The following is a 25603-nucleotide window of genomic DNA, read 5'->3' on the forward strand; positions in this document are numbered from 1 at the left end:
GTGTCGCTCCCGGCGCCTAGTCTCGGAGCGTGGACCGACGGATCTTCGGGATCGAGACCGAGTACGGCGTCACGTGCACCTTCAAGGGGCAGCGCCGCCTCTCACCGGACGAGGTGGCCCGCTACCTCTTCCGGCGCGTGGTGTCGTGGGGGCGCAGCTCCAACGTCTTCCTGCGCAACGGCTCCCGGCTCTACCTCGACGTCGGCAGCCACCCCGAGTACGCGACGGCCGAGTGCGACGACCTGGCCGAGCTCGTCGTCCACGACAAGGCCGGCGAGCGGATCCTCGAGGGGCTGCTGGTCGACGCCGAGCAGCGCCTGGCCGAGGAGGGCGTCACCGGCGACATCTACCTGTTCAAGAACAACACCGACTCGGCCGGCAACAGCTACGGCTGCCACGAGAACTACCTCGTCGGCCGGCACGGCGAGTTCGGCCGGCTGGCCGACGTGCTGATCCCGTTCCTCGTCAGCCGGCAGATCGTCGTCGGCGCCGGCAAGGTCCTGCAGACGCCGCGCGGCGCCCTGTACTGCGTCAGCCAGCGGGCCGAGCACATCTGGGAGGGCGTCTCCAGCGCCACCACGCGCTCCCGCCCGATCATCAACACCCGGGACGAGCCGCACGCCGACGCCGAGCGCTACCGGCGGCTGCACGTCATCGTCGGCGACTCGAACATGAGCGAGACGACGACGCTGCTCAAGGTCACCATGACCGACCTCGTGCTCCGCATGATCGAGGCGGGCGTGCCGATCCGGGACATGACGCTGGAGAACCCGATCCGGGCGATCCGGGAGATCAGCCACGACATGACCGGCCGGCGCAAGGTGCGGCTGGCCGGTGGCCGCGAGATGTCGGCGCTGGAGATCCAGTCCGAGTACCACAGCCGGGCCACGGAGTTCGTCGACCGCGAGGGCTGCAGCCCCGTGCACCGGCAGATGCTGGAGCTCTGGGGCCGGGTGCTCAAGGCCGTCGACAGCGAGGACCTGAGCCTCATCGACCGTGAGATCGACTGGGCCATCAAGTACAGCCTCATCGAGCGCTACCGGGCCAAGCGCGACCTGACGCTGTCCTCCCCCCGGGTCGCGCAGATGGACCTCGCCTACCACGACATCAGCCGCACCCGCGGGCTGTACTACCTGCTCGAGCGCGCGGGTCAGGTCGACCGCGTCGTCCACGAGCCGCGGGTGTTCGAGGCGAAGAACGTGCCGCCGCAGACGACCCGCGCGAAGCTGCGCGGCGAGTTCATCCGGAAGGCCCAGGAGAAGCGCCGCGACTTCACCGTCGACTGGGTGCACCTGAAGCTCAACGACCAGGCCCAGCGCACCGTGCTGTGCAAGGACCCGTTCAAGTCCGTCGACGAGCGGGTCGAGAAGCTCATCGCCAGCATGTGAGCCGCTCAGGGCGCCTCGACCGACGCTATCCGGTACCTGTGCACGTCGGCGTCCTGGAGCGGCGGCAGCTCGGGCTGCGGCTCGTCCCGGTCCCCGGACGTGCGGAACCGCTCGACGTCCGCGTCGGACTCCCACCGCTCGAAGACGAGGATCCGCTCCGGGTCCGCCGGATCGGGCGCCTGCACGAAGTCCAGACAGCCGGGTGCCCGGCGCGCGGCAGGCGCCACGTCGGCGACCGCCGCCAGGTACCGCGCCCGGTCGTCGGCGGCGAGGCGGAGCGACCCGGCGATGATGATCACGACGGCCGGCCGGCGGACTCGGGCTCCGCCTCGGCTCCGAACGTCTCCGCCTCCTCGGGGAGGGGGACCTGGAGGGCCGCGTACCGGCCGGCCGCGGCGGCGGCCAGGAAGTAGGCGCGCTCCTCCGGGTAGCCGCGGCCCATCGTACGCAGCGGCACGGGGGAGAGGCCGAGGGCGGCGTCCAGCCCGTCGGTGTCGACCCACACCACCACGTTGCGCTCCGGCTGCCCGGCGAGGTCCTCGTCCACCTGGCCGCCCAGCTCCGACGAGAGGCCGCGCGGCGCGATCAGCGCGACCCCGCCGAGCGCCACCCGCCCGAACGCGGTCAGCGAGTGGTGCGAGACCCCGCGGTGCCGCGGGCGGGGGTCGGCGTCGGAGATCCGCAGCGCACCCACGGGCAGGCCACCGAGGACGCTCACCGCGTTGCACGCCTCGCCGGCCGCGACGCCGGAGAAGCCCCACGGCGTCCCGGTGCCCAGGTTGCCGGGCCCCTGGCTGACGATCGCCAGGTCGGCGCCGAGCACGTGCCTGGCCGCCAGCAACCCGGTGTGCAGGGTGACCGCCTCCAGGTCGCCGCCGAAGGCCTGGCCCACGGTGACAACGCCGGCCAGCGACGTCCGCAGCGCGTCGAGGGTGCGGGAGAAGGCGGCGGGCAGCGCGCCGCCGTCAGTCATCACGTAGGCGACCTTGAGGTCGGGATCGGTCGCGAGCATCCCGATGAGGACGGCCGGCAGCGCCGAGTGCAGGTCCGCGACGACCACGGGCATCCCGCCGAGGTCGTCGGCCGCGGCGATCGCGGCGTGGTGCTCGGTCTCCTGCTCGTCCACGCCCTGCACCGTCACCTGCAGCGGCGTGTAGCGGGCCTTGACCAGGTGGCCGCCGCCCTCAGGGTCGGCCGGCAGCCGGTCGGGGACGGCGACGACGAGCGCGTAGCCACCGGTGCCCAGGCCCTGCGCCAGCGCGGTCGTGTTGAGCAGCACGTCGTCGCCGATCTCCGGGACGCCGACCAGCGACGGGTAGGCGAGCGCCGCGACCTCGCCGTCGCCGGGCACGTCGACGGTCAGCTCGAGCGAGTCGCGCCCGGTCCGGCCGGTGGCGGTGACCCGGCCGCGCCGCCAACGGATGCGGGAGACGGGCGCGGACGTGCCTGCACTGCTCATACCGGCAGGCTATCCAGCACCCCGCGGCACGGCCGGACGGCGACGGCCGGACGGCGGGCTGACTAGCCTGAGGGCATGGCGGCCAAGCGGGCGGAGCGACTGGTCAACCTGGTCATCGCGCTGCTCAGCACCCGGCAGTACGTGACGGCGGCCAGGATCCGCGCCACGGTGCCCGGGTACGAGGCCGACGACGGCAGCGACCGCGCCGACGAGGCGTTCAAGCGCATGTTCGAGCGGGACAAGGCCGAGCTGCGCGAGATGGGCGTGCCGCTGGAGACCGGCCGCACCAGCGTCTTCGACACCGAGGACGGCTACCGCATCGCCCGCGCCGACTACGAGCTGCCCGAGATCCACCTGACCGGCGAGGAGGCGGCCGCCGTGGGCCTGGCCCTGCGGCTGTGGGAGTCGGCCCAGCTGGCCGGCGCCGCCCAGAGCGCGCTGGTGAAGCTGCGGGCGGCCGGGGTCGACGTCGACACCTCCCGGTCGCTCCCCATCCAGCCCCGCATCGACCGCGGCGAGGCCGCCTTCGAGCCCTGCTACGCCGCGGCCCGCGACCGCCGCCGGCTGCAGTTCGACTACCGGCGCCCCGACGAGGACACCGCCGTCCGCCGGGACGTCCAGCCGTGGGGGGTGGTCGCGTGGCACGGCCGCTGGTACCTCGTCGGCCACGACCTGGACCGGCAGGCCCCGCGGGTGTTCCGCCTGTCCCGGGTGGTCGGCGCGCCGAAGGCCGTCGGCCCGGCCGGCGCGTTCGAGCCCCCGGCCGACCTCGACCTCACCGTCGTCGTGGCCGGTCAGGTCACGGGGGAGGAGCACCTGGTCGTCGTCCGGGCCCGGCCCGGTACGGCGGTCGGGCTGCGCCGGCGGGCCACGTCGCTGGGCCCCGCCGACGACGGCGACGACCGGCTGCAGCTGCGCACCACCGAGCCGTGGGCGCTGGCCGACGAGCTGGCCGCCTACGGCGCGGACGTCGTCGTGGAGGCGCCCACCCAGGTGCGCGACGCGGTGATCGGCCGGCTGACCCGCCTGGCGGCGATGGGGGAGCGCGCGTGAGCACGACCGACCGGATGACCCGGCTGCTGGCCCTCGTCCCGTACCTGAGCGCCCGGCCCGACGGGGTGGCGCTCGCCGAGGCGGCCCGCGACTTCGGCGTCACCGAGCGGCAGGTGCGCAGCGACCTCGAGCTGCTGTGGATGTGCGGCCTGCCCGGCTACGGCCCCGGCGACCTGATCGACGTCGCCTTCGAGGGCGACCGGGTGCGGGTCACCTTCAGCGCCGGCATGGTGCGGCCGCTGCGGCTCACCACCGACGAGGCGGTGGCCCTGGTGGTGGCGCTGCGCACGCTGCTCGAGCTGCCGGGGCTCGCCGAGCGCGACGCGGTCAGCCACGCGCTGGCGAAGGTGTCCGCCGCGGCCGGTGACGCCGCCGACCGGGTCAGCCCCGTGGCGGTCAGCGTGGACGCGCGCGAGGAGAACCTGGCCGTCGTCCGCGACGCCCTCGAGCGCGGCCGGGCTCTCCACCTGCACTACTACGTGCCGACCCGGGACGAGCGCACCGAGCGCACCGTGGACCCGATGCGGCTGCTGCTGGTCGACGGCCGGTCCTACCTGGAGGCCTGGTGCCGGCGGGCGGAGGGCGTGCGGCTGTTCCGGCTCGACCGGCTCGACGACGTCGCGGTCCTCGACGAGGCGGCGGCGCCCCCGCCGCAGGCCACCGGCCGCAACGTGGACAACGGCGTCTACCAGCCGGCCCCCGACGCCCCGGCGGTCCGGTTGCGGCTGGACCGGAGCGCGCGCTGGGTCGCCGAGTACTACCCGACCGAGGACGTCACCCCGGTCGACGACCCACCCGGCGGGCTGGCCGTCACCGTCCGCACCGGCGACCTGGCCTGGGCGCGGCGGCTGGTCGCCACCCTGGGCGGCGGCGCGGTCGTGGACGAGCCGGCCGAGATCGGCGCCCAGGTGGCTGCCGAGGCGCGGGCCGCGCTCGCCCGCTACGGGGTGACGCCGGGCCGCGACGGCTAGGGTCGCCCCGTGGTGTTCTGGATCGTCCTGGCCGTCGTGGTGGTGCTGGCGCTCGTCGTCCTCGGCGTGGTCGCGCACGGCACCCTCGGCGCTTTCGGCCGGCTGGGCCGGGAGCTCGAGGCGGTCGAGCACGACGTCGCCCCGGTGCGCACCCAGGTGCAGCGGTCCGCCGAGCGGGCCGGCCGGCTGCGCGACCAGCGCACGGCCCCGAACTGAACGGCCGGCGAACAGGTCCGGGCCGATCCGGATGCGTCCGCGCAGGGCTTAAGCGCGAGCACTTCCTCACGTAGCATCGCCGCTGCCACCCGAACTTCTGGAGGACGCGCCATGGGACTCGGCCCGCTCGAGATCGGCCTGATCATCCTGGCCATCCTGCTGCTCTTCGGCTACAAGAAGCTGCCTGACGCCTCGCGCTCGCTCGGTCGCTCGCTGCGCATCTTCAAGGGCGAGATGAAGGGCATGAAGGACGACGACGTCCGCGCGAAGGACGCCGCCACCACCACGCCCCTGCGCGGTGAGATCGTGACCCCGCCCGCCGCGTCGGGTGACCTGGACGCGCAGCTGCAGGAGGAGGCCCGGATCGCCGAGCTCCGCGCGGCCGAGCTGCGGGCCCGGGCGGATCAGGCGCGCTCGTCCGACGGCTCGCGCTGACCTCCCTGCACCCGGGAGCACGGCGGTGAGCGAGTCGACCCGCGGTTCGCGCCGCCGGCGTCGGCCACCCCGCGACGCGCAGGCCACCATGAGCCTCGTCGCGCACCTGACCGAGCTGCGCAACCGCATCGCCAAGGCGGGGCTGGCCATCCTGCTGGCCACCGCGGTCTGCTTCTGGTGGTACGAGCACGGCCTCGGCGAGTTCATCCGCGCCCCGTACTGCGGGCTGCCGGAGGACCTCCGCTACGGCGGGGACGACGCCGGCGGGTGCGGGCTGCTGATCACCAACGTCTTCGGCGGCGTCTTCATCCGCTTCAAGGTGGCCTTCCTGGCCGGCGTGGTGCTCTCGGCCCCGTTCTGGCTGTGGCAGCTGTGGGCGTTCATCACCCCGGGCCTCAAGAGCAAGGAGAAGCGCTACGGCATCGGCTTCGTCGCCGTCTCCTCCGTGCTGTTCGCCCTGGGTGCGGTGCTGGCCTACGTGTCGTTGTCGGCCGGTCTGGAACTGCTGCTCAGCCTCGCCGGTGACGGCGTCGTGGTGGCGCTCACCGCGCAGGACTACATCGGCTTCGTGCTCTCGCTGCTGGTCGCGTTCGGCGCCAGCTTCGAGGTCCCGCTCATCGCGGTCGCGCTGAACCTGGTCGGCGTGCTCAGCCACGAGGTGCTGGCGAAGAGCCGCCGCTGGATCTTCTTCCTCACCATCGTGTTCGCCGCGTTCGTCACGCCGACGCAGGACCCGTTCACCATGCTGCTGATGGCCGGGCCGATGATCGTGCTGTTCGAGCTGGCCATCCAGCTGGCCCGCATCGTGGACCGGCGCCGGGCCAAGCGGGACGCGCTCGAGCACTTCCACGGCCTGGACGACGACGACGCCTCCCCGCTGGACGCCCGGCCCTCGGAACTGGACACCACCGCTGCCGACGTCGACCTGGTGCGGCCCCGCGACGACCTCGGGCGCACGCGGAAGCCGGCCGACGGGCCACCGGCCTCCTCGCACCGCTGAGGGGGACGGCCGGCGCTCAGGCCGGCAGCTCCGACGCGGCAGCCAGCCCCGCCACCAGCTCGTCGCGTGGCGGGGCCAGGGGGAGACCCGGCGGCGGCCCGTCGGGCGCCGGCCGGCCCGGCGCCCAGCCCCGCGCGAGCAGAGCTCCTACCCGGGCGTGGGCGGCCGAGAGCCCGTCCGGCGGGTCGACCAGGTGCATGTGCCGCAGCACCACCCGGGCGACCTCCGGGTCGGCGCCGGCCGCGGCCAGCACGAGCAGCCGGGGCACCGGGCCCGGCGCCGGGGAACCGCCACCACCGGGCCGCTGCCCGTCCCGGACCGCACGCCACACCCTTGCCCGGTCGGCATCGATCTCGCGCGAGTCGTCGAACCACCCCCGCAGCTCCCCGGCGACCCAGGAGCCCTCGCGCTCCCGCCAGGCGCGGGGGTCGCCAGGGTCACCGGCCACCGCCTCGGCCAGCCGCAGCGCGTGGGCGACGGCCAGCGCCGTCCCCCGGCCGAAGTGCGGGTTGGTCGTGCAGACGGCGTCGGCGAGGGGGTGCAGGCCCAGGGGGGCGGCCGGGTCGAGTTGCCGGAACGTGTTGCGCAGCCCACCCATGACCGTCACAGGCGAGGCGGGGACGGACCGCTCCGGGGCGACCCACTCCGCGGTCAGGGGGACGAGGCGGGCGGCCGCCTCGAAGACGGCGGTCCGCTGCAGCGAGGTCAGCTCGTCGTCGTCGGGCAGCCGGGTGAAGCAGACCGAGAAGGTCCGCCCGTCGTGCGGGAACACCAGGGCCGCGTAGCCGTCGGCCTCGGCCACCGAGATGACCCCACGGTTGGCTGCTGGCGTCCGGGCGCCGGGCAGGAGTCGGTACCGGCGCGAGACGTACACCTCGTCGGCCGGGGACGAGAGCGTCTCGGCCAGCCACGGCCGGGACAGCCGGCCGCGCCGGCCGCCCGCGTCCACCACGAGATCGGCGGGGAGGGTGGCGCCGTCGAGCAGCCGGACGCCGCGCACGGTGCCGCCGTCCGCCTCCACCGCGGCCACGGACTCCGGCACCAGGGAGATGCCCGGCTCGGTCTCCACCGCTGCGCGCAGCACCCACTCGAGCGTGCTCCGGCGGCACCAGAGCGACCGGAGCCCCTCCGGCAGCGGCACCTCCGGCACGCCCTGCGCCGCCAGCGCGTCCAGCACGTCCGGCAGCCCCGCGGCCAGTTCGGCGTACAGCCGGGCGAGCACGGCGTGCGGCTGGTGGAACTGGGCGACGCCACGGCGCGCCCAGTTCTCCGCCTCCACCACCGCCGCGGGTCGCGGGGTGGCGTCCCGCTCCAGCACCGCGACCGGGTGCCCTTGGCGGGCGAGGGCCAGAGCTGCCGCGCAGCCGGCCACCCCTCCTCCGGCGACGACGACGCGCATGGGGCTCCTCCCGACGGCCGCCGCGGGGGCGGGAAGTGTCCGAGCGCCCATAGTGGAGACGCCGCGGCACACCCGCACCTCGGGACGGCGTGCAAGCTGGTGGCGTGGACGACGAGCTCGAGCACACCCTCTCCGCCGCCGGGGCCGCCACCCGGGTGCCGCACCGGTCCGGTGCCGCCGGCGCCGGGGCGGTGGAGTTCCTCGGCCGCTTCGGGCGGACGGGCGAGCGGGCGCACCTGCGCGCCGGTCCGGCGGGCGAGCGGTGAGCGGCCTCGAGGTCGCCGTCCTGGCCGGGCGCGCAGCCGGCCACGGGCGGGCCCGGACGGTCACCGGGGGCGTGCTCGCCGCCCTGCGGGCCTCGGGGATCACGCCGCGGGTGCTCGAGGCCGCCACCCGGGCCCGCGCCGAGGCCGAGGTGGCCGCCGCGGTCGCGGGCGGTGCCTCCGCCGTGGTCGCCGTGGGCGGGGACGGCACCGCCCACGCCGCGCTCCAGGTGGTCGCCGGGACGGCGGTCCCGCTGGCGCTCGTCCCGGCCGGGACCGGCAACGACCTGGCGCTCGCCCTCGGGGTGCCCGCCGACCCGGCCGCGGCGGTCCGCGCCGCCGCGGCCGACCTGCTGGCCGGCCGGGCCCGCAGCGTCGACGCCGGCCGTTCCGCGGGCCGGTGGTGGGCCACGGTGCTCTGCTGCGGCTTCGACTCCGCCGTGAGCGACCGGGCCAACCGGCTGCGCTGGCCGCCGGGGCGACGGCGCTACGACCTGGCCGTCCTCGCCGAGCTGGCCCGGCTGCGCCCGTACGAGGTGACGCTCTCGCTGGACGGGGCGCAGCGGACGCTGGCGGCGACGATGGTCGCCGTCGGCAACACCGCCTGGTACGGCGGCGGGCTCCGGATCTGCCCGGACGCCGACCCGGCTGACGGGCTGTTCGACGTCACCGTCGTCGGCCCCACCACGCGGCGCGAGCTGATCCGCACGAAACCGCGGCTGGCCGACGGCTCCCACGTCACCCACCCCGCGGTGAGCGTGCACCGGGCCGCCCGCGTGGAGCTGGCCTGCGCAGGCGTCACCACCTACGCCGACGGGGAGCCGGTGGCGCCGCTGCCGGTGGTCAGCGAGTGCGTGCCCGGAGCCCTCCGCGTGGTCGGCGCCGCCCCCGCCTGACCGGCCCTCCGGTGATCAGCCGACCTGATCGTCCGGGAGCGAGCGCCTAACGTGGGGGCATGTCCAGCCCCGCTGAGCGGTACGCCGCTGCCCGGAGGCGGACCTCCCACCCGACGCTGGCCGACTTCGCCGCCGAGCTGGGCTTCTCCCTGGACCCCTTCCAGGTGGAGGCATGCGAGGCGCTGGAGGACGGCTCGGGCGTCCTGGTCTGCGCGCCTACCGGCGCCGGCAAGACCGTGGTGGGCGAGTTCGCCGTGCACAAGGCTCTCGCCGAGGGGCGCAAGGCGTTCTACACGACGCCGATCAAGGCGTTGTCCAACCAGAAGTACAACGACCTGGTCGAGCGCTACGGCGCCGACCGGGTGGGGCTGCTGACCGGCGACAACGCCGTCAACGGCGACGCCCCGGTGGTGGTGATGACCACCGAGGTGCTGCGGAACATGCTCTACGCCGAGTCGCCGGCGCTGACCGGGCTGGGCTACGTGGTGATGGACGAGGTGCACTACCTCGCCGACCGGTTCCGCGGCGCCGTCTGGGAGGAGGTGATCATCCACCTCCCGCAGTCGGTCACCCTGGTCTCCCTGTCGGCGACGGTGAGCAACGCCGAGGAGTTCGCCGACTGGCTGGTCACCGTGCGCGGCGACACGGAGGTCGTGGTCAGCGAGGTCCGGCCCATCCCGCTGTGGCAGCACATGCTGGTCGGCAACCGGGTGTTCGACCTGTTCTCGCTCCGCCCGGCGGCGCACGCGGGGGAGCAGGGGGAGGGGCCCCGCCCGCTGTCCACCCGGGAGCGCGGCGCCTCCGTCGTCGACCCGGAGCTGGTCCGCTACGTGCGGGAGCACGAGCGCCGCCTCGACACCTGGGGCGGCAACGGCCGCCGAGAGGGCCACCACCGGCCCCGATACCGGCCCCCGGCGCGCTCCGACGTCGTCGAGCGCCTCGACCGGGCGGGGCTGCTGCCGGCGATCACCTTCGTGTTCAGCCGCAACGGCTGCGACGCCGCGGTCTCCCAGTGCCTGCTGAGCGGCCTGCGGCTCACCGACGAGACCGAGCGCGCCGAGATCGCCGCGATCATCGACGAGCGCACCGGCTCGCTGCCCGAGGAGGACCTGCACGTCCTCGGTTTCTGGGAGTGGCGCGAGGGGCTGCTGGCCGGGCTGGCGGCCCACCACGCCGGGCTGGTGCCGGCGTTCAAGGAGACGGTCGAGGAGTGCTTCGTCCGCGGCCTGGTCAAGGCCGTGTTCGCCACCGAGACGCTCGCGCTGGGCATCAACATGCCGGCGCGGACCGTCGTCCTCGAGCGGCTGGTCAAGTGGAACGGCGAGGCGCACGTCGACGTCACGCCGGGGGAGTACACCCAGCTCACCGGCCGGGCCGGCCGCCGCGGGATCGACGTCGAGGGGCACGCCGTCGTCCTGTGGGCGCCGGGCATGGACCCGTCGGTCGTCGCCGGGCTGGCCAGCACCCGCACCTACCCGCTGCGATCGAGCTTCCGGCCCAGCTACAACATGGCCGTCAACCTGGTCAGCTCCTTCGGCCGGGCACGGGCGCGGGAGCTCCTGGCCAGCTCGTTCGCCCAGTTCCAGGCCGACCGCTCGGTCGTCGGCCTGGCCCGGGCGGCGGCCCGCCACGAGCGGGACGCCGAGCAGCTCGCCGCGCAGATGCGGTCCGACCGCGGGGACGTCGGGGCCTACGTGCAGCTGCGCCGGGAGATCGCCGACCGGGAGAAGGAACTCTCCCGCGACTCGCAGGCCAAGCGCCGCATGGAGGCCTCCGACGCCCTGGCCGCCCTGCGCCCGGGCGACGTCATCCGGGTGCCCACGGGACGGCGGCAGGGGCTGGCGGTCGTCCTCGACCCGGGCATCACCGACCTCGCCGACCCGCGCCCGCTGGTGCTGACCGAGGACAAGTGGGCCGGCCGGCTCGGCTCGGTCGACTTCCCCGCACCGGTGTCGGCGCTGGCCCGGGTGAAGGTGCCGAAGAACTTCAACCACCGCAGCCCGCACGCGCGCCGCGACCTCGCCTCCACGCTGCGAAACGCCCGCGTCGAGCACGACCTGGGTGCCCGGCGGGTGAAGCACCGCTCGGCCGCCGCGGACGACCCGGTGCTCGCCGACCTCCGGCAGGCGCTGCGCAACCACCCGGTGCACCAGCTGCCCGACCGCGAGGAGCGGGTGCGGGTGGCCGAGCGCTGGCTGCGCGCGGTGCACGAGGCGGAGTCGCTGCACCGCAAGATGGCCGAGCGCACGGGGTCGCTCACCCGGCAGTTCGACCGCACCTGCGACGTCCTGGAGGAGCTGGGGTACCTGGTGCCGGAGCCGGCTCCGCTGGTGGCCGCCGACACCGGGGTGGTCGACGCGGGCGAGGTCAGGATCACCGACGACGGCCGGCGGCTGTCCCGCATCTGGTCGGAGTCGGACCTGCTGGCCGCCGAGTGCCTCCGGGCCGGCGCGTGGCGGGGGCTGAACCCGGCGGAGCTGGCGGCCGCGGTCTCCACGCTGGTCTTCGAGGCGCGGCGGGACACCCCGAGCCTGCCCGCGGTGCCGGCCGGAAAGGTCGCGGCGGCGATCGGCGAGATGCGCGGCATCCGCTCGCGGCTGCAGGACGTCGAGCTCGACCGCGGCGTCCCGGCCGGCCGCGACCTGGACCTCGGTTTCGCCTGGGCCGCCTACCGCTGGGCCGACGGGCAGAGCCTGGACCGGGTGCTGGCCGGGGCGGAGCAGGCCGGCACCGAGCTCTCCGGCGGCGACTTCGTGCGGTGGACCCGGCAGCTGCTGGACCTGCTCGACCAGCTCGGGAAGGTCGCCGACGACGGGGTCGCGCGGACGGCACGCGCCGCGGTGGAGCGGATCCGCCGCGGCGTGGTGGCCGTCGCGGTCGGCGGCTGACGAGCGCGTCGCCGGCCGCGGGGAGCGGGGCCGGTGCGGCAGAATCCGAGCGTGTCCCGGCGAGGGGCGCCAGCGACCCGGGAGCGACGATGACCGACCCGCCGTACCGCGACGGCCGCAGCGGTGGGGGCCCGGACGGCCCGGTGCCGGGTCCCGTCGACCACCCGCGGCACGGGCCGCCGCCGCACGGGCCGCCTCCCTACGGCCAGCCCCCGTACGGGCCGGCCCCGCACGCCCAGGGGCCGTACGGACCCTGGGGCCCGCAGCCGGGTGGTCCGCCGCACGGCGCCACCCAGCCCTACACCCGCCCGCCCGGTGGTTTCGGTCAGCCCGTGCCGCCCCCGCACGGCTGGGGGCAGCCGCCGTGGGGGGCGTCCGGCCAGCAGCACGGACGGCCGCCGGGGAGCGCGGCTGCGCCCTACGGCGGGCCGGGGTACGCCCCAACCGGCCCCGGCGGGCCGTTCGGTCCGCCGGGGCAGCCGCCCGCCCCGCGCGGGCCCCGGTGGGGGCTGCTCGCCGTGCTGGCGGCCCTCGCCGTCGTCGCCGTCACCGTCGCCCTCCTCGCCACCACCGCCGGGCCGACCGCCCTGTCCCGGACGGCGGTCGAGCGCGACGTCGCGGTCCAGTTCGAGCAGCTCGAGGGCGTGGCGGTGGACCTCGAGTGCGCCGAGGAGATGGCGGTCGAGCAGGGCGCCACCTACGAGTGCACCGGCGTGACCGCCGACGACGAGCAGATCACCCTGCGGATCGAGATCACCGACGAGGACGGCGCCCGCTACACCTGGACCGAGCCCTGACCCCGCTCAGCCCAGGACGCCGTCGGGCCAGCCGAGCGCGGCGCCGAGCCGGCTGAGCGACGACTGCAGCCCGTAGGCCTCGGCCAGCTCCGCGAGGGCCCAGGGATCGGCCGGCGACCGGGGGAGCGCGCCCTCGACCGCGGGCAGGTCGATGCCCGTGGCCACCGCGACCACGACCGGGGCCGCGTCGAGGTAGTCGTTCGCGGCGGTCAGCTTCTTCAGCACGGCGGCGGTCAGCGGCGGCTTCGGGACGACGGTCCGCGCGACCGCCGCCCGGATGCCGGCGAGGTCGCCGAACTCGTTGATCAGCGCCGCCGCCGTCTTGGCACCGACCCCGGCGACGCCGGGCAGACCGTCGCTGGGGTCCCCGCGGAGCACGGCGAAGTCGGCATAGGCCCGGCCGGGGATCCCGTACTTGGCCTTGACCGCCGCCTCGTCCACGAACTCCAGGTCGGAGATGCCGCGGGCGGTGTAGAGGATCCGCACGCCCCGGGCGTCGTCGACGAGCTGGAACAGGTCCCGGTCGCCGGTGACGACGTCGACCGGGCCGCGGGCGCGGGTGGCGAGCGTGCCGATCACGTCGTCGGCCTCGTACCCGGGCGCACCGACGCGGGCGAGCCCGGCCGCCGCGAGCACCTCGACCAGGATCGGCACCTGGGGACCCAGCTCGTCGGGTGTCTCCTCGCCGCCGTCGGGGGAGAGCCGGTGCGCCTTGTACGAGGGCAGCGCCTCGACGCGGAAGGCCGGCCGCCAGTCGTCGTCCCAGCAGGCCACCAACCGGTCGGGGCCGTGGGTGGTGAGCAGCCGGGCGGTCATGTCCAGGAAGCCGCGCACGGCGTTGATCGGTCGCCCGTCCGGCGTGGTCACGCTGGTCGGGACGCCGTAGAAGGCGCGGAAGTACAGCGACGCGGCGTCCAGCAGCATGGTGGTCACGCGGCCGCACCGCCGTTCCCCGCGGCCGGGCGGCAGCCCGCTGCCCGTGCGGTCGACGGTGCCGTGCTCCTCGGGGACCTTCCGAACTCCTCCACGACGGCGGACGGTAGCGGTCTGGCAACGATTGCGGGAAACGACGGCCCCCGTGGTTAGTCTGCGCTGGTGGGAACCGCGACGAATCCGGCCGGAACCGGCCCGCTCGTGACCGTCGACCGGGTGCACGCCGCACGCGCGGTCGCCGGGGAGCTGGGCGTCGACCTGCTCGTGCTCACCCCGGGCGCCGACCTGCGGTACCTCTGCGGGTACGACGCGCACGCCATGGAGCGGCTGACCGCGCTCGCCGTCCCGCGGTCGGGCGAGCCGTTCCTCGTCGTGCCCCGGCTGGAGGCGCCCATGGTGGGCGTGAGCCCCGCCGGCGCACTCGGGCTGGAACTCCTGGCCTGGGACGAGACCGACGACCCGTTCGCGGTGCTCGCCGGGGCGGCCACCGAGCGACTGGGCTCGGCCCCGGCGCGGGTCGCCGTCGGCTCGCGAACCTGGGCCGAGCACGCCCTCGGCGTGCAGCGGGCCCTGCCCGGCGCCGCCCTCGAGCTCGCGTCGCCGGTCGTCGACCGGCTGCGCATGGTCAAGACCCAGGCCGAGGTGGCGGAGCTGGCGCTGGCCGGCGCCGCCATCGACCGGGTGCACGCCCGCATGGCGGAGTGGCTGACCGTCGGGCGGACCGAGGCGGAGGTGGGCGCGGACATCGCCGCGGCGATCCTCGCCGAGGGGCACGTCGGCGTGGACTTCACCATCGTCGGGTCCGGGCCGAACGGGGCCAGCCCGCACCACGAGCTCTCCGACCGCGTGGTCGCCGCCGGCGACCTGGTCGTCGTCGACATCGGCGGGCAGACCGCCACCGGCTACCGCTCCGACTGCACGCGCACCTACGTCGTCGGCGGCGCGCCCGACGCCGAGGTCGCCGAGTGGTACGCGGTGCTGCACGCGGCGCAGCAGGCCGCGACCGCGGCCGTGCGGCCGGGCGCCACCGCCGAGCAGATCGACGCCGCCGCGCGCGAGGTCATCGCCGACGGAGGCTGGGGCGAGTACTTCATCCACCGCACCGGCCACGGCATCGGCCTGGACTCCCACGAGGCGCCCTACATCGTCGCCGGCAACCAGCTGCCCCTCGAGCCCGGCATGGCGTTCTCCGTCGAGCCGGGCATCTACCTGCCCGGCCGTCACGGCGCCCGCATCGAGGACATCGTGGTCTGCACCGACGACGGCGTCCGCGTCCTCAACAACGGTTCCCGTGAGCTCGTCGAACTCCCCGGCTGAGGCCGGGGCGACCGCGGTCGACGTCGACCGCGCCCTGCTGGCGGCCCTGGCCCGCGACGGCCGCGCGAGCTTCACCGATCTCGCCGAGCGGGTGGGCCTGTCGGTCTCGGCGGTGCACCAGCGGGTGCGCCGGCTCGAGCAGCGGGGGCTGATCACCGGGTACCGCGCGACGCTCGACGCCCCGCAGATCGGGCTGCCGCTGACGGCCTTCGTGTCGATCACCCCGACCGACGCGCAGACCGACGACGCGCCGTCGCTGCTGGCCCATCTGGACGCCATCGAGGAGTGCCACGCGGTCGCCGGCGTGGAGAGCTACATCCTCAAGGTGCGGGTGGCCTCGCCCGACGCGCTGGAGAACCTGCTCAAGGAGATCCGGTGCGCCGCGAACGTCACCACCCGGACCACGGTGGTCCTCTCCACCTCGTACGAGGCCCGCCCGCTCATCTGATCCGCTGGACAGTCGTTCGAACGTGTGTTCGGATGAGGGTATGCGGTGGGATGCGCAGCGGCTGGACCTCGACGAGCCCGGGGCGCTGCCCGGCATGCCGAGCTTCCGGGGCCTGCTGCGCAGCGTCCATGTGCCGGAGTTCCCCGGTCTCACGTTCCACGAGGTGCGGTCGAAGAGCGCGCTGAACCGCGTGCCCGGCGAGTCCGCGATGCCGTTCCCGTGGACGATCAACCCCTACCGGGGCTGCAGTCATTCGTGTGTCTACTGCTACGCCCGCCGGACGCACGAGTGGCTTGAGCTCGACTCCGGCCGGGACTTCGACAGCCAGGTGGTGGTGAAGACCAATCTGGTGGAGGTGCTGCAGCGGGAGCTGGCCCGTCCGTCCTGGCGGCGCGAGCACGTCGCCCTCGGCACGAACACCGATCCCTACCAGCGGGCCGAGGGCCGCTACCGGCTCATGCCCGGGGTGATCGGGGCGCTGGCCCGTTCGGGGACCCCCTTCTCCGTCCTGACGAAAGGCACGCTGCTGCGGCGGGACGTGCCGCTGCTGGCGGCGGCGGCCCGGGACGTGCCGCTCGGGCTCGGGGTCTCCCTCGCGATCTGGGACGACGAGCTGCACACCGGCCTGGAACCCGGGGTGCCCACACCGCGCGCCCGGCTGGACCTGGTGCGCGCGCTCGCCGAGGCCGGCCTGCCCTGCGGCGTCTTCCTCGCTCCGGTGCTGCCCGGCCTCACCGACTCGGTGGAGCACCTCGACACCGCCCTCGGGGCGATCGCCGCCGCCGGGGCGTCCGGGGTGACGGTCATCCCGCTGCACCTGCGCCCCGGGGCGCGCGAGTGGTTCATGGCTTGGCTGGCCCGGGCCCACCCCGATCTGGTCCCGCGCTACGAGCAGCTCTACGCCCGCCGGGCGTACGTGCCGGCCGAGTACCGGACGTGGCTGGCGCGTCAGGTGGCGCCGCTGCTCGCCCGACACGGGCTCGACCGGCGGTCCGGGGGAACCACCCGCGGCGTGGCGGCGACCGCCGACGGCGTACCCGGCGACGAGGAGGACGGCTTCCCCGCCGGGAGCCTGCCCTCCGGCGGGCTGCCCGGCACCGCTCCGGCCCCCGCCCGTGGGCGGGACGCCGCCGCCGACCGTGCGGCCGCGCCGGCCAGGCCGGCCGAGCAGCTGACGCTGCTGTGAACGGAGCTCAGCCGGCCAGCCGGGAGGCCCGCGCCACCGCCCGGCTCGCGCGGACCACGCCCCGCCGAGCCACCGGCGGGGCGCCGGCGGCCAGGGCGAGCCGGCGGTAGGAGTCGTAGGAGAGCGACCGGTAGGCGGCGGCGAGCTCCTCCACCTGTTCGCGGCGGGACGGTGTCACGGTCGCCCGCAGGTGCCCGACCGTGTTCCGCACGTGCTTGGTGAAGGTGGCCTGCAGCGCCTGGCTGGAGAGCCGTCCGCCGATGCGGGAGTCCAGGCCCGGGCCGCGCCGCAGCGCCGGGAGCACCCACGCGCTGGCCGCCAGCGCCGGGTACCTACCGCGCACGGCTTCCCACGCGTGCCAGGCGGTGAGCGCGCCGGGCACCGCCCACTCGCCGTCGTCGGTGGACAGGAGCAGCCGTCGGGTGGTCACCCGCACCTGGTGGCGGCGCAGGGACCGGAACACCCCGACGGGCGCCGGCCAGCCCAGGGCCAGCGCGCACCAGGCCACCGAGCGGAGGTGCTCGGGATCCTCGCCGCGGATCCGGGTGAGGGGCCGCAGGTCCAGCCGCGGCGGATCGGGCTCGGGCGTGCGGGGGAGGGGGAGCGCGAGGCCGCCGTACCGGGCGACCTTGCTGTACAGGGCCACGGTGGCCGGCTTCCACTCCCGGGCGGCGGCCAGCTCGTCGAGCCCGCCGGACGCGAGAGCGTCGGGGCCGAGGTCCAGCTCGAGAGCGGCATCGACCAGCCGCCGCCATTGGGCCTCGTACCCCGGCGGCGGGCTCCACCGCGCCCAGGCGCGCGCCGGCGGAGGGGCGGGCATGTCGGGCAGCGGCTGCTGCCAGGCACGTGGCATGTCGCAATACTACCGTTATCCCCAACAATAATGCGACTCGTCATTGTCGTCACCTGCCAAGACCGAAGTCACGGCACCCTCCGGGCGCCCCGCACCAACCCGGGGGCCTGGCGCCGACCGGCATCCGGGGCGACCGGCCTCCTGGCGCGCCCCGCGCGGCCCCGACCGGGTGAGCCGGGGGAGGGTCCGACCCTGCGGACCCTCCCCCGGCTCGTCGCCCGGGTCCGGATCATGGACCGGTGCGCACGGTGGGAGTCGAGGAAGAACTGCTCGTGGTCGATGCGGACGGGACCCCCGTACCGCAGGCGCCCGAGGCGCTGACGGTCGCCGCGCGCCGGGGCGAGGGGGAGGACGTCGAGCAGCACGACCGGGCCGAGCGGGGCGAGGAGACCGGCGTCCCGGACACCGCCCGGCTCATGCCGGAGCTGAAGGCCCAGCAGCTCGAGCTCGGCACACCCGTGTGCTCGACCCTGGGCCAGGTGCACGACCAGCTGCGCCACTGGCGGGACCGTGCCGACGCCGCCGCCGTCGCCGTCGGTGCGCGCGTGGCGGCCCTGGCCACCTCGCCGGTCGCCGTCGAGCCGGTGCCCACGGAGGGGGAGCGCTACGAGCGGCTGGTGGACACCTTCGGGCGGACGGCGGAGGAGGTCCTGACCTGCGGGTGCCACGTGCACGTCTCGGTGGCCGACGACGAGGAGGCCGTGGCGGTCCTCAACCGCATCCGCGGGTGGCTCCCGGTGCTCACCGCGCTCAGCGCCAACTCGCCGTTCTGGCAGGGCCGGGACAGCTCGTACGCCAGCTTCCGCTCGGAGGTCTGGCACCGGTGGCCCTCGGCCGGGCCGAACGCCCCCTTCGCCGATGCCGCCGAGTACCACGCCGTCGTCGACGCGGTATTGGCCACCGGCACGGTGCTGGACACGGGGATGGTCTACTTCGACGCCCGGCTCTCGGCCACCTGGCCCACCGTGGAGGTCCGCACGGCCGACGTGGCGCTGCGGGTCGAGGACGCCGTCACCCTGGCCGGTGTGGTGCGCGGCCTGGTGGAGACCGCCGCCCGCGAGGCCCGGGCCGGGGTCGCCCCTCCGGAGATCCGGGCGGAGGTGCTGCGCCTGGCCACCTGGCGGGCCGGCCGCTCCGGCCTGTCCGGCGACCTGGTGCATCCCCGCACCGGCCGTCCCGCACCCGCCGTCGACGTGCTCGGCGATCTCCTCGACCACGTCCGCCCCGCCCTCGCCGACGCCGGGGACGAGGCCCGGGTCGGCGAAGGGCTGGACGCCCTGCTGACCCGCGGCACCGGCGCCGACCTCCAGCGGCGCGTCCACCGGGAGACCGGGAGCCTCGCCGCCGTCGTCCGCGCCGCGGTCGGGGTGACGGCCGGGGAGGACACCGCCCGGGCGGTCGCCGGGGCCAGCCGCTAGATTCCGGCCATGTACACCGCGAGCTGGCGTGATGTCGTCCGCCAGGGGCTGTTCGGTGCCTCGCCCGACCCCCGGGACAAGCCCTACCGGTCGATCATCCGGCTCACGCTGGTGGTGTTCCGGCTCTTCGGCTTCCGGTTCGACGTCCGCGGCTCGCAGCACGTCCCGCCCACCGGTGGCGCGATCATCTGCAGCAACCACGTCAGCTACTTCGACTTCACCTTCCTCGGGCTCGGCGCGCTGCCGCAGCACCGGCTCGTGCGGTTCATGGCCAAGTCTGCGGTCTTCGGCCACTGGTTCGCCGGCCCCTTCATGCGGTCCATGAAGCACATCCCGGTCGACCGCAGGGCCGGCTCGGCCGCGTTCGAGGCGGCGGTGAAGGCGCTCAAGGACGGCGAGGTCGTCGGGATCTTCCCCGAGGCGACGATCAGCACCAGCTTCACCGTCAAGGAACTGAAGGCGGGGGTGGCCCGCATGGCCATCGACTCCGGCGTGCCGATCGTCCCCGCCGCCGTGTGGGGCGGGCAGCGGGTGGCCACGAGGAACCGCAAGGTCCACCTGCGGCGCGGCGTGCCGGTGACCGTCGTCCTGGGCGAGCCGATCACCGCCGAGCCGGGGGAGAAGATCCCGGCCCTCCTGGCACGGACGCGGGCCGCGATGGAGGTGCTGCTCGACGAGGCGCAGCGCGGCTACCCCGACCGGCCCGCCGGCGAGGACGACCGCTGGTGGCAGCCGGCCCACCTCGGCGGCACCGCCCCGACGCCCGTCGAGGCGGCCGTCACGGACAGCGAGCGCGCCGCCGGCCGGGGGACCAGGGCCCCGCGGACGCCGCTGGCCCGCCGCGTCACCGGGCTCGTGCGCCGCCGCCGCTGACCGGGACAGGTCACTCCACGACGGGCGGGGCCATCGACCGGAAGGCCTCCAGGTCGACGTCGTACCAGCGGCGCATGCGCCCGAGCGCCGTCATGCCCAGCCGCCGGCAGACGGCGATCGACGGCGCGTTGCCGGGCCGCACGACGGCGTAGACCTCGGGCAGCCCCAGCGCGAACCCGCGGTCGATGACCGCCCGCGCCGCCTCCGTGGCGTACCCGTGCCCCCAGGAGTCCGGGTGCAGGTGCCATCCCACCTCGACCTCGCCGACGCCGTGCGGCAGCGGCTTGAGCAGCACGGTGCCGGCCGGGACGCCGTCGGGCCGCTCGACGGCCCAGCACAGGAAGCGCGCGTCGAGCCGGTGGACCGCGGCCCACCGGGCGACCAGCTCGGCCGGGGCGACCGAGGGCGCGCCCCCCAGCCATCGGGTCACCTCCGGGCGGCCGTAGAGGTCGGTCAGCCGCGCGAGATCAGCAGGGCCGGTGGTCCAGGGCCGCAAGCGCAGCCGTTCGGTGCGCAGGTCCTCCTCCACCCCCGACATCGGTCCTGCCTACCGCCGCGACCGGGCGGCGGCCACCCGGACCGGCGACTCCGCCGCACCGCCGGCGCGCAGGTGCAGTTCCTGTACCGCCGGGCGCCGACGGCACCCGGGAGCGCCGCGGCCGGCTCGTGATCTGCTGGCCCCGGCGCCGCCAGCAGGCGGTGCCGGGAACGGAGAGGGTGGGCGACCGTGCGGATCGAGCGGGACACCGGTGCCGGCACGAGGCTGCTGCTCGCCGACGTCCGGGTGGGCGACCGCGCCGGGCGGTCGCTGCTCGTGGTCCACGGCCGGATCGCGTGGACCGGCGACGACGCCGACGCACCGCCCGCGGACCGGGTGGTCGACGGGGGAGGCGCCCTGCTGACGCCGGCGTTCGTCGACGCCCACGTCCACGCCACCGCCACGGGTCTCGCGCTGACCGGTCTCGACCTCCACTCGAGCTCGAGCGTTGCGCACGCCCTGTCGTCCGTCCGCGCCCACGTCGCCACGAGCCCCGACGGCATCGTGCTGGGCACCGGGTGGGACGAGACCGGCTGGCCGGAGCGCCGCGGTCTGACGCGGGACGACCTCGACGCGGTCGCCGGGGACCGGCCGGTCTACCTGGCTCGGGTCGACGTGCACTCCGCGACCGTCTCGACCGCCCTGCTCGACCGCATCCCCGGGATCGCCGGGCTGCCCGGGTTCTCGGCCGACGGGCAGCTGCGGCTGGACGCGCACCACGCCGCCCGGAAGGCCGCCTACGGCGCCGTCGGTACCGCCCAGCGCCGCACCGCGCAGCAGGCCACCCGGGCTGCCGCGGCGGCACTGGGCATCGGCAGCCTGCACGAGATGGCCGGACCGGAGGTGTCGTCGGCCGACGACCTCCGTGAGCTGCTGGCGCTCGCCGCAGCGGTCCCGGGGCCGCGCGTCCTCGGGTACTGGGGCGAGCTGGCGGAGCGGGGCGGGCTGGACCTGGTGCGCGAGCTCGGCCTCGCCGGCGCCGGCGGAGACCTGTTCTGCGACGGCGCCCTGGGCTCGCACACGGCCGCGCTGAGCACCCCGTACACCGACCGGCCGGAGACCTCGGGGGCGCTCCGCTTCGAGACGGCGTCGCTGGTCGAGCACGTCCGCGCCTGCACGATCGCGGGGATCCAGGCGGGGTTCCACGTCATCGGCGACGCCGCCGTCGAGCAGGTGCTGGACGCCGTGGGCACCGTGGTGGCCGAGCTCGGCGTGGCCGCCGTCCGGGCCTGCCGGCACCGGCTGGAACACCTGGAGATGCCCTCGGCCGAGGTGATCGACCGGATGCGCGACTGGCACGTCGTGGCCAGCGTGCAGCCGGCGTTCGACGCGGCCTGGGGCGGGGACGCCGGGATGTACGCCGAGCGGCTGGGCCGGGAGCGCGCGCTGGCCACCAACCCGCTGGCCGAGCTCGCCGACGGCGGCGTGGCGCTCGCCCTCGGCAGCGACGCCCCGGTGACCCCGCTGGACCCCTGGGGCGGGGTCCACGCCGCGGTGGACCACCGGACGCCGGCGTCCGGGCTGCGCCCGTTCGACGCCTTCGACGCCGCCACCCACGGTGGCTGGTACGCCGCCCGGGCCGAGCACCCGACCGGTCCGCTGGCCGTCGGTGCGCCCGCGGACCTCGCGCTGTGGGCCACGGAGGAGGGGCTCTCCCGCGTCCTGGCCGACCGCGGGCGCCCCGCCTGCCAGCTGCTCCTGGTCGGTGGCGAGCCGGTCAGCGCCCCGGCGGGACCGGCGGACCTCACGCCACGCGACGATCAGTAACGATCCGATCACACTGCGCCTCGCAGCCCGTCGGGGTCTCGATTCTCCGGGCGGCGCTTCTTACAGTGCCTGCAGTTCCTGACCGGAAGCACCGCTGCGCGCTTCCTCCTCGGGCACGCCCGGTCCCCCCGGCCGGCGTGGACCGGCTCCGGCCGGCACGCCGCCAGGTCGAGGGGGAGCGGCGGGCCCGCCGGAGGACGTGGGGCGGGCATCCCGGCGGAGCCTCCGTGGACCCGCGCCATCAGACAACGGTCGCGCCGATCGCCGCCAGCGACCGGCCGTCCGGCCCGAAGGCGCGTCGCCCCCGGAGGGCTGCCGCCGGCGCGTCCCGGCCGGGGAGTCCGGCGCCCGGCCGGGCGCCGTCGGGCGTACGCCCGCTCGCCCGCCGGGCCGGAATGGGATGCTGGGTCAGGACCGCGCGCGATCGCCGCGGTCCGGACCCCGTCCGACCGGTGCGGGGAGGTGCCGCCCGTCGGGCGGCTGCACCTCGGGGAGGCGCTGCGTGCCCGCAGGCGATGGCGGGCCGGTGACGGGCACGCTGCCGCGTCCGGCCGGCCCCGGAGCACCCGCGCAGCCGCCGCCGAGCGCCGCCGACCGCTCGCGCCTCCCGTGGCGCACGCTGCTGGCCGCGGCCGGCGGGCTGTCGATGTTCCTCGCCTTCCCGGGCCACGACGTGATCGTCCTGGCCGTGGGTGGGCCGGCCGCCCTCGCGCTGGCCGTGCGCGGGCAGGGAGTCCGCGCCGGGCTCTGGCTGGGCCTGGTCACCGGGCTGGCGTTCTTCGTGCCGCTGCTGTCGTGGACCGGCGTCTACGTCGGCTCGTTCCCGTGGCTGGCCCTGGCGGTCAGCCAGGCGCTGTTCGTCGCGCTCCTGGGCGGCCTCACCGCCATGGTCTCCCGGCTGCCGCTGTGGCCGCTGTGGGCCGCGGCTCTCTGGGTGGCCGACGAGGCCGTCCGCGGCCGCTTCCCCTACGGCGGCTTCCCGTGGGGCCGCCTGGGCTTCTCCCAGACCGACGGGCCCCTGCTCGCGCTGGCCGCGTACGGCGGTGTGCCGCTGGTCAGCTTCGCCGTCGCCCTCACCGGCACGCTGCTGGCCGCCACCGTCCTCGCCCTCACCCGGGCGTGGCGGGCCGCCGGCGGTCCGGTGAGGGAGCGGCGCGCCGCATCCGGCCGGGCGCTGCGGACGGGCGCCGCCGCCCTGGCGGTCCCGCTGGTGGGCGGCATCGCCTGGCTGCCGCTGGCGGGCGGCTCCCTGACCGCCGGCGGCGAGACCGCCACCGTCGCGGTGATCCAGGGCGACGTGCCCCGCGCCGGGCTGGACTTCAACGCACAGCGCCGGGCGGTGCTCGACAACCACGTCCAGCAGACGCTGAGGCTGGCCGCGGACGTCGCCGCGGGCCGGCGCGCGCAGCCCGACGTCGTCCTCTGGCCGGAGAACAGCTCCGACATCGACCCCTACCGCAACGCCGACGCCGGCGCGCAGATCCAGCGCGCGGCCGACGCCGTGGGCGCCCCGGTGCTGGTCGGCGCGGTCGTCGAGGGCCCCGGGGAGTTCGTGAGCAACACCGCGATCGTCTGGGCGCCCGAGGACGGCCCCGGCGACACCTACGTCAAGCGCCACCCGGTGCCCTTCGCCGAGTACATCCCCGCCCGCGACTTCTTCCGGTTCTTCAGCGAGAAGGTCGACCTGGTCGGGCGGGACTTCGCCGCGGGCGACGAGGCGGGCGTGCTCGACGTGGGCGGCATCCGGCTGGGCGACCTCATCTGCTTCGAGGTGGTCTACGACGGGCTGGTGCGGGACGTGGTCGACGGCGGTGCCGGCATGCTCGTCGTCCAGACCAACAACGCCACCTTCGGCTACACCGACGAGAGCGCCCAGCAGCTGGCGCTGAGCCGGGTGCGCGCGGTCGAGTACGGCCGGACGGTCGCCGTCGCCGCGACCAGCGGCATCTCGGCGATCGTCGCCCCCGACGGCACCGTCGTCCGGTCCTCGGAGCTGTTCGAGCCCGACGTCTTCGTCGAGGAGATCGCCCAGCGCGACGACCGCACGGTGGCGCAGCGGCTCGGGGCGGCACCGGAGTGGCTGCTGAGCGCCGTCGCGCTCGGTGCGGTCGCCTGGGGCTGGAGCCGGCGTCGGGGGAGGGCGGCCGCGTGAGCGAGCGGGTGCTGGTCATCATCCCGACGTACAACGAGCTGGAGAACCTGGAGCGGGTCCTCGAGCGGCTGCACGCCAGCGTGCCGGAGGCCCACGCCCTGGTCGTGGACGACGGCTCGCCCGATGGGACGGGGCAGCTCGCCGACGAGCTCGCCGCGGCCGACCCCCGCGTCCACGTGCTGCACCGCACCGCCAAGGCGGGTCTGGGCCGCGCCTACGTCGCGGGGTTCCGCTGGGCGAGGCAGCGTGGCTACGACGTGCTGGTGGAGATGGACGCCGACGGCTCCCACGCACCGGAGCAGCTGCCCGACCTGCTGGCCGCGCTGGCCGACGCCGACCTCGTGCTCGGCTCCCGGTACGTCGACGGCGGCCGGGTCGAGGACTGGCCGGTCCACCGGCTCCTGCTGTCCCGCATGGGGAACCGGTACACCCGGTGGGTGCTGCGGCTCCCGCTGCAGGACGCCACCGGCGGCTTCCGGGCCGCGCGGGCGGAGCTGATCGACTCGCTGCCCTTCGACGAGGTCGCCAGCGCGGGCTACTGCTTCCAGGTCGACTGGGCCTGGCGGGCCCTGCGCTCCGGTGCCCGGATCACCGAGGTGCCGATCACCTTCACCGAACGCGAGTTCGGCCGGAGCAAGATGAGCGGTTCGATCGTTAGGGAGGCGTGGGCCCGGGTGACGGTGTGGGGCGTGCAGGACCGGCTGGCCGACTGGCTGCCGGGCCGCGTTGCCCCGCCGGCGCCCGGTGCGGCCGGGAACTCCGGACGGTGACCCGCATCCGGCGGCACCGCCGCCGGAGGAACACGAGCAGGGTGACCTGGAGGAGGAACCGTCGTGGCTGATCTGGTGCGCCGACGGCTGCGCGTGGTGGTGGGGCTGGCCGCCCTGGCGGAACTGGTCGTCTTCGTCCTGGTGGCCGCCTGGATCGGCCTGGGCTGGACGATCGTGGCGACCGTGCTCACCAGCGCCCTGGGGTGGGTGCTGCTGGCCCGGCAGGGCCGGCGGGCCCTCGTGGACCTGCGGGAGCGGGCCCGGTCGCGGGAGAGCGCGGGTCGCGAGCTCGGCGACGCCGGGCTGGTCGCCGTCGGCGGGCTGCTCATGGTGCTGCCGGGCTTCCTCGGCGACGTGCTGGGGTTGCTGTGCCTGCTGCCGGGCACCCGCGGCCTGGTGCGCCGGGCACTGATGCGCGTGGTGCTGGCCAGGCTGCCCGACCGCATGCGTGGTCCGGTGCGGGTCGGCAGCACCCGTGCCGCTCCGGTCGACCCGCACGGCTCCGGCGACCGGCTGGTCATCGAGGGTGAGGTCCTCCGGGATCCGGACAGCCGCGGCTGACCCGGTTCTCCGAGCACCCGGA

The 25603-nt window shown here is 75.8% G+C and carries 25 protein-coding genes; 19 read left to right on the forward strand and 6 right to left on the reverse strand.

Features of this window, described 5'->3' with window-relative positions; translation table 11 throughout:
• Nucleotides 1-29 precede the first annotated feature (29 nt).
• Nucleotides 30-1388, forward strand: coding sequence for a Pup--protein ligase (pafA, locus tag O2W17_RS20375; RefSeq protein WP_269194283.1), 1359 nt, complete (start codon nt 30-32; stop codon nt 1386-1388).
• Between the two features lie 5 nt (nt 1389-1393).
• Here pafA and O2W17_RS20380 read toward each other — a convergent pair whose 3' ends face one another.
• Nucleotides 1394-1687, reverse strand: a complete 294-nt coding sequence (locus tag O2W17_RS20380; RefSeq protein WP_269194284.1) for a putative quinol monooxygenase — start codon at nt 1685-1687, stop codon at nt 1394-1396.
• Nucleotides 1684-2847: a DUF3866 family protein gene (locus tag O2W17_RS20385; protein WP_269194285.1), complete on the reverse strand. Its 1164-nt coding sequence runs from the start codon at nt 2845-2847 to the stop codon at nt 1684-1686. The genes O2W17_RS20380 and O2W17_RS20385 overlap by 4 nt, the downstream gene beginning before the upstream one ends.
• Nucleotides 2848-2922: 75 nt before the next feature.
• Between O2W17_RS20385 and O2W17_RS20390 the strand changes: the two genes are divergently transcribed.
• The 5 genes from O2W17_RS20390 to tatC all read left to right on the forward strand — a co-directional run bounded on the left by O2W17_RS20390 (nt 2923) and on the right by tatC (nt 6522).
• Nucleotides 2923-3900, forward strand: coding sequence for a helix-turn-helix transcriptional regulator (locus tag O2W17_RS20390; protein ID WP_269194286.1), 978 nt, complete (start codon nt 2923-2925; stop codon nt 3898-3900).
• On the forward strand, nt 3897-4871 hold the full coding sequence (locus tag O2W17_RS20395; RefSeq protein ID WP_269194287.1) for a helix-turn-helix transcriptional regulator: 975 nt from the start codon (nt 3897-3899) through the stop codon (nt 4869-4871). The genes O2W17_RS20390 and O2W17_RS20395 overlap by 4 nt, the downstream gene beginning before the upstream one ends.
• A 9-nt stretch (nt 4872-4880) precedes the next feature.
• On the forward strand, nt 4881-5087 hold the full coding sequence (locus tag O2W17_RS20400; RefSeq protein WP_269194289.1) for a hypothetical protein: 207 nt from the start codon (nt 4881-4883) through the stop codon (nt 5085-5087).
• Nucleotides 5088-5198: 111 nt separating this feature from the next.
• The gene (gene tatA, locus O2W17_RS20405; RefSeq protein WP_269194290.1) at nt 5199-5522 is read left to right on the forward strand and encodes a Sec-independent protein translocase subunit TatA; all 324 of its coding nucleotides are present in this window, start codon (nt 5199-5201) and stop codon (nt 5520-5522) included.
• Between the two features lie 25 nt (nt 5523-5547).
• A complete protein-coding gene (gene tatC / locus O2W17_RS20410) occupies nt 5548-6522 on the forward strand; it encodes a twin-arginine translocase subunit TatC (RefSeq protein ID WP_269194291.1) in 975 nt (324 codons plus the stop codon).
• A gap of 16 nt (nt 6523-6538) precedes the next feature.
• On the opposite strand, the gene O2W17_RS20415 is transcribed toward tatC, so the two are convergent.
• Nucleotides 6539-7921: an FAD-dependent oxidoreductase gene (locus O2W17_RS20415; RefSeq protein ID WP_269194292.1), complete on the reverse strand. Its 1383-nt coding sequence runs from the start codon at nt 7919-7921 to the stop codon at nt 6539-6541.
• 104 nt (nt 7922-8025) lie between these two features.
• Between O2W17_RS20415 and O2W17_RS20420 the strand changes: the two genes are divergently transcribed.
• From O2W17_RS20420 to O2W17_RS20435, 4 genes are all read left to right on the forward strand, one after another.
• Nucleotides 8026-8187 (forward strand): hypothetical protein, encoded by a 162-nt coding sequence (locus tag O2W17_RS20420; RefSeq protein ID WP_269194293.1) that lies wholly within the window; start codon nt 8026-8028, stop codon nt 8185-8187.
• Nucleotides 8184-9080, forward strand: coding sequence for a diacylglycerol kinase family protein (locus tag O2W17_RS20425; RefSeq protein ID WP_269194294.1), 897 nt, complete (start codon nt 8184-8186; stop codon nt 9078-9080). Before O2W17_RS20420 ends, O2W17_RS20425 begins: the two co-directional genes overlap by 4 nt.
• A gap of 59 nt (nt 9081-9139) precedes the next feature.
• The gene (locus O2W17_RS20430; RefSeq protein ID WP_269194295.1) at nt 9140-11968 is read left to right on the forward strand and encodes a DEAD/DEAH box helicase; all 2829 of its coding nucleotides are present in this window, start codon (nt 9140-9142) and stop codon (nt 11966-11968) included.
• Between the two features lie 89 nt (nt 11969-12057).
• Nucleotides 12058-12765, forward strand: coding sequence for a DUF4333 domain-containing protein (locus tag O2W17_RS20435; protein ID WP_269194296.1), 708 nt, complete (start codon nt 12058-12060; stop codon nt 12763-12765).
• A 6-nt stretch (nt 12766-12771) separates the two neighbouring features.
• Here O2W17_RS20435 and O2W17_RS20440 read toward each other — a convergent pair whose 3' ends face one another.
• Nucleotides 12772-13689 carry a 5'-3' exonuclease gene (locus O2W17_RS20440; RefSeq protein WP_269194407.1) on the reverse strand — a complete coding sequence of 306 codons (918 nt, stop codon included), beginning with the start codon at nt 13687-13689 and terminating at the stop codon, nt 12772-12774.
• A gap of 171 nt (nt 13690-13860) precedes the next feature.
• Between O2W17_RS20440 and O2W17_RS20445 the strand changes: the two genes are divergently transcribed.
• The 3 genes from O2W17_RS20445 to O2W17_RS20455 are packed head-to-tail and all read left to right on the forward strand — an operon-like array spanning nt 13861 to nt 16649.
• The gene (locus O2W17_RS20445; protein WP_269194297.1) at nt 13861-15015 is read left to right on the forward strand and encodes a M24 family metallopeptidase; all 1155 of its coding nucleotides are present in this window, start codon (nt 13861-13863) and stop codon (nt 15013-15015) included.
• The gene (locus O2W17_RS20450) at nt 14990-15463 is read left to right on the forward strand and encodes an Lrp/AsnC family transcriptional regulator (RefSeq protein ID WP_269194298.1); all 474 of its coding nucleotides are present in this window, start codon (nt 14990-14992) and stop codon (nt 15461-15463) included. Before O2W17_RS20445 ends, O2W17_RS20450 begins: the two co-directional genes overlap by 26 nt.
• A gap of 40 nt (nt 15464-15503) precedes the next feature.
• On the forward strand, nt 15504-16649 hold the full coding sequence (locus tag O2W17_RS20455; RefSeq protein ID WP_269194299.1) for an Rv2578c family radical SAM protein: 1146 nt from the start codon (nt 15504-15506) through the stop codon (nt 16647-16649).
• A 7-nt stretch (nt 16650-16656) separates the two neighbouring features.
• On the opposite strand, the gene O2W17_RS20460 is transcribed toward O2W17_RS20455, so the two are convergent.
• The gene (locus tag O2W17_RS20460) at nt 16657-17502 is read right to left on the reverse strand and encodes a hypothetical protein (protein ID WP_269194300.1); all 846 of its coding nucleotides are present in this window, start codon (nt 17500-17502) and stop codon (nt 16657-16659) included.
• A gap of 239 nt (nt 17503-17741) precedes the next feature.
• Between O2W17_RS20460 and O2W17_RS20465 the strand changes: the two genes are divergently transcribed.
• Both O2W17_RS20465 and O2W17_RS20470 read left to right on the forward strand, forming a co-directional pair.
• The gene (locus O2W17_RS20465) at nt 17742-18920 is read left to right on the forward strand and encodes a carboxylate-amine ligase (RefSeq protein WP_269194301.1); all 1179 of its coding nucleotides are present in this window, start codon (nt 17742-17744) and stop codon (nt 18918-18920) included.
• 9 nt (nt 18921-18929) lie between these two features.
• Nucleotides 18930-19793, forward strand: coding sequence for a lysophospholipid acyltransferase family protein (locus O2W17_RS20470; protein ID WP_269194302.1), 864 nt, complete (start codon nt 18930-18932; stop codon nt 19791-19793).
• A 10-nt stretch (nt 19794-19803) separates the two neighbouring features.
• Here O2W17_RS20470 and O2W17_RS20475 read toward each other — a convergent pair whose 3' ends face one another.
• Nucleotides 19804-20331 (reverse strand): GNAT family N-acetyltransferase, encoded by a 528-nt coding sequence (locus O2W17_RS20475; protein WP_269194303.1) that lies wholly within the window; start codon nt 20329-20331, stop codon nt 19804-19806.
• 189 nt (nt 20332-20520) lie between these two features.
• Between O2W17_RS20475 and O2W17_RS20480 the strand changes: the two genes are divergently transcribed.
• The 4 genes from O2W17_RS20480 (at nt 20521) to O2W17_RS20495 (ending at nt 25581) form a co-directional block, all read left to right on the forward strand.
• Complete coding sequence (locus O2W17_RS20480; protein WP_269194304.1) at nt 20521-22098, forward strand: amidohydrolase; 1578 nt, start codon at nt 20521-20523, stop codon at nt 22096-22098.
• A gap of 502 nt (nt 22099-22600) precedes the next feature.
• Nucleotides 22601-24250 carry an apolipoprotein N-acyltransferase gene (lnt, locus tag O2W17_RS20485; RefSeq protein ID WP_269194305.1) on the forward strand — a complete coding sequence of 550 codons (1650 nt, stop codon included), beginning with the start codon at nt 22601-22603 and terminating at the stop codon, nt 24248-24250.
• The gene (locus O2W17_RS20490) at nt 24247-25020 is read left to right on the forward strand and encodes a polyprenol monophosphomannose synthase (RefSeq protein ID WP_269194306.1); all 774 of its coding nucleotides are present in this window, start codon (nt 24247-24249) and stop codon (nt 25018-25020) included. Before lnt ends, O2W17_RS20490 begins: the two co-directional genes overlap by 4 nt.
• Before the next feature lie 63 nt (nt 25021-25083).
• Entirely contained in the window at nt 25084-25581 is a 498-nt protein-coding gene (locus O2W17_RS20495) for an FxsA family protein (RefSeq protein ID WP_269194307.1), read from the forward strand.
• Nucleotides 25582-25603: the final 22 nt, after the last annotated feature.

The sequence above is a fragment of the Blastococcus sp. VKM Ac-2987 genome (genome assembly GCF_026967805.1).
In the GTDB taxonomy this organism is placed as follows: domain Bacteria; phylum Actinomycetota; class Actinomycetes; order Mycobacteriales; family Geodermatophilaceae; genus Blastococcus.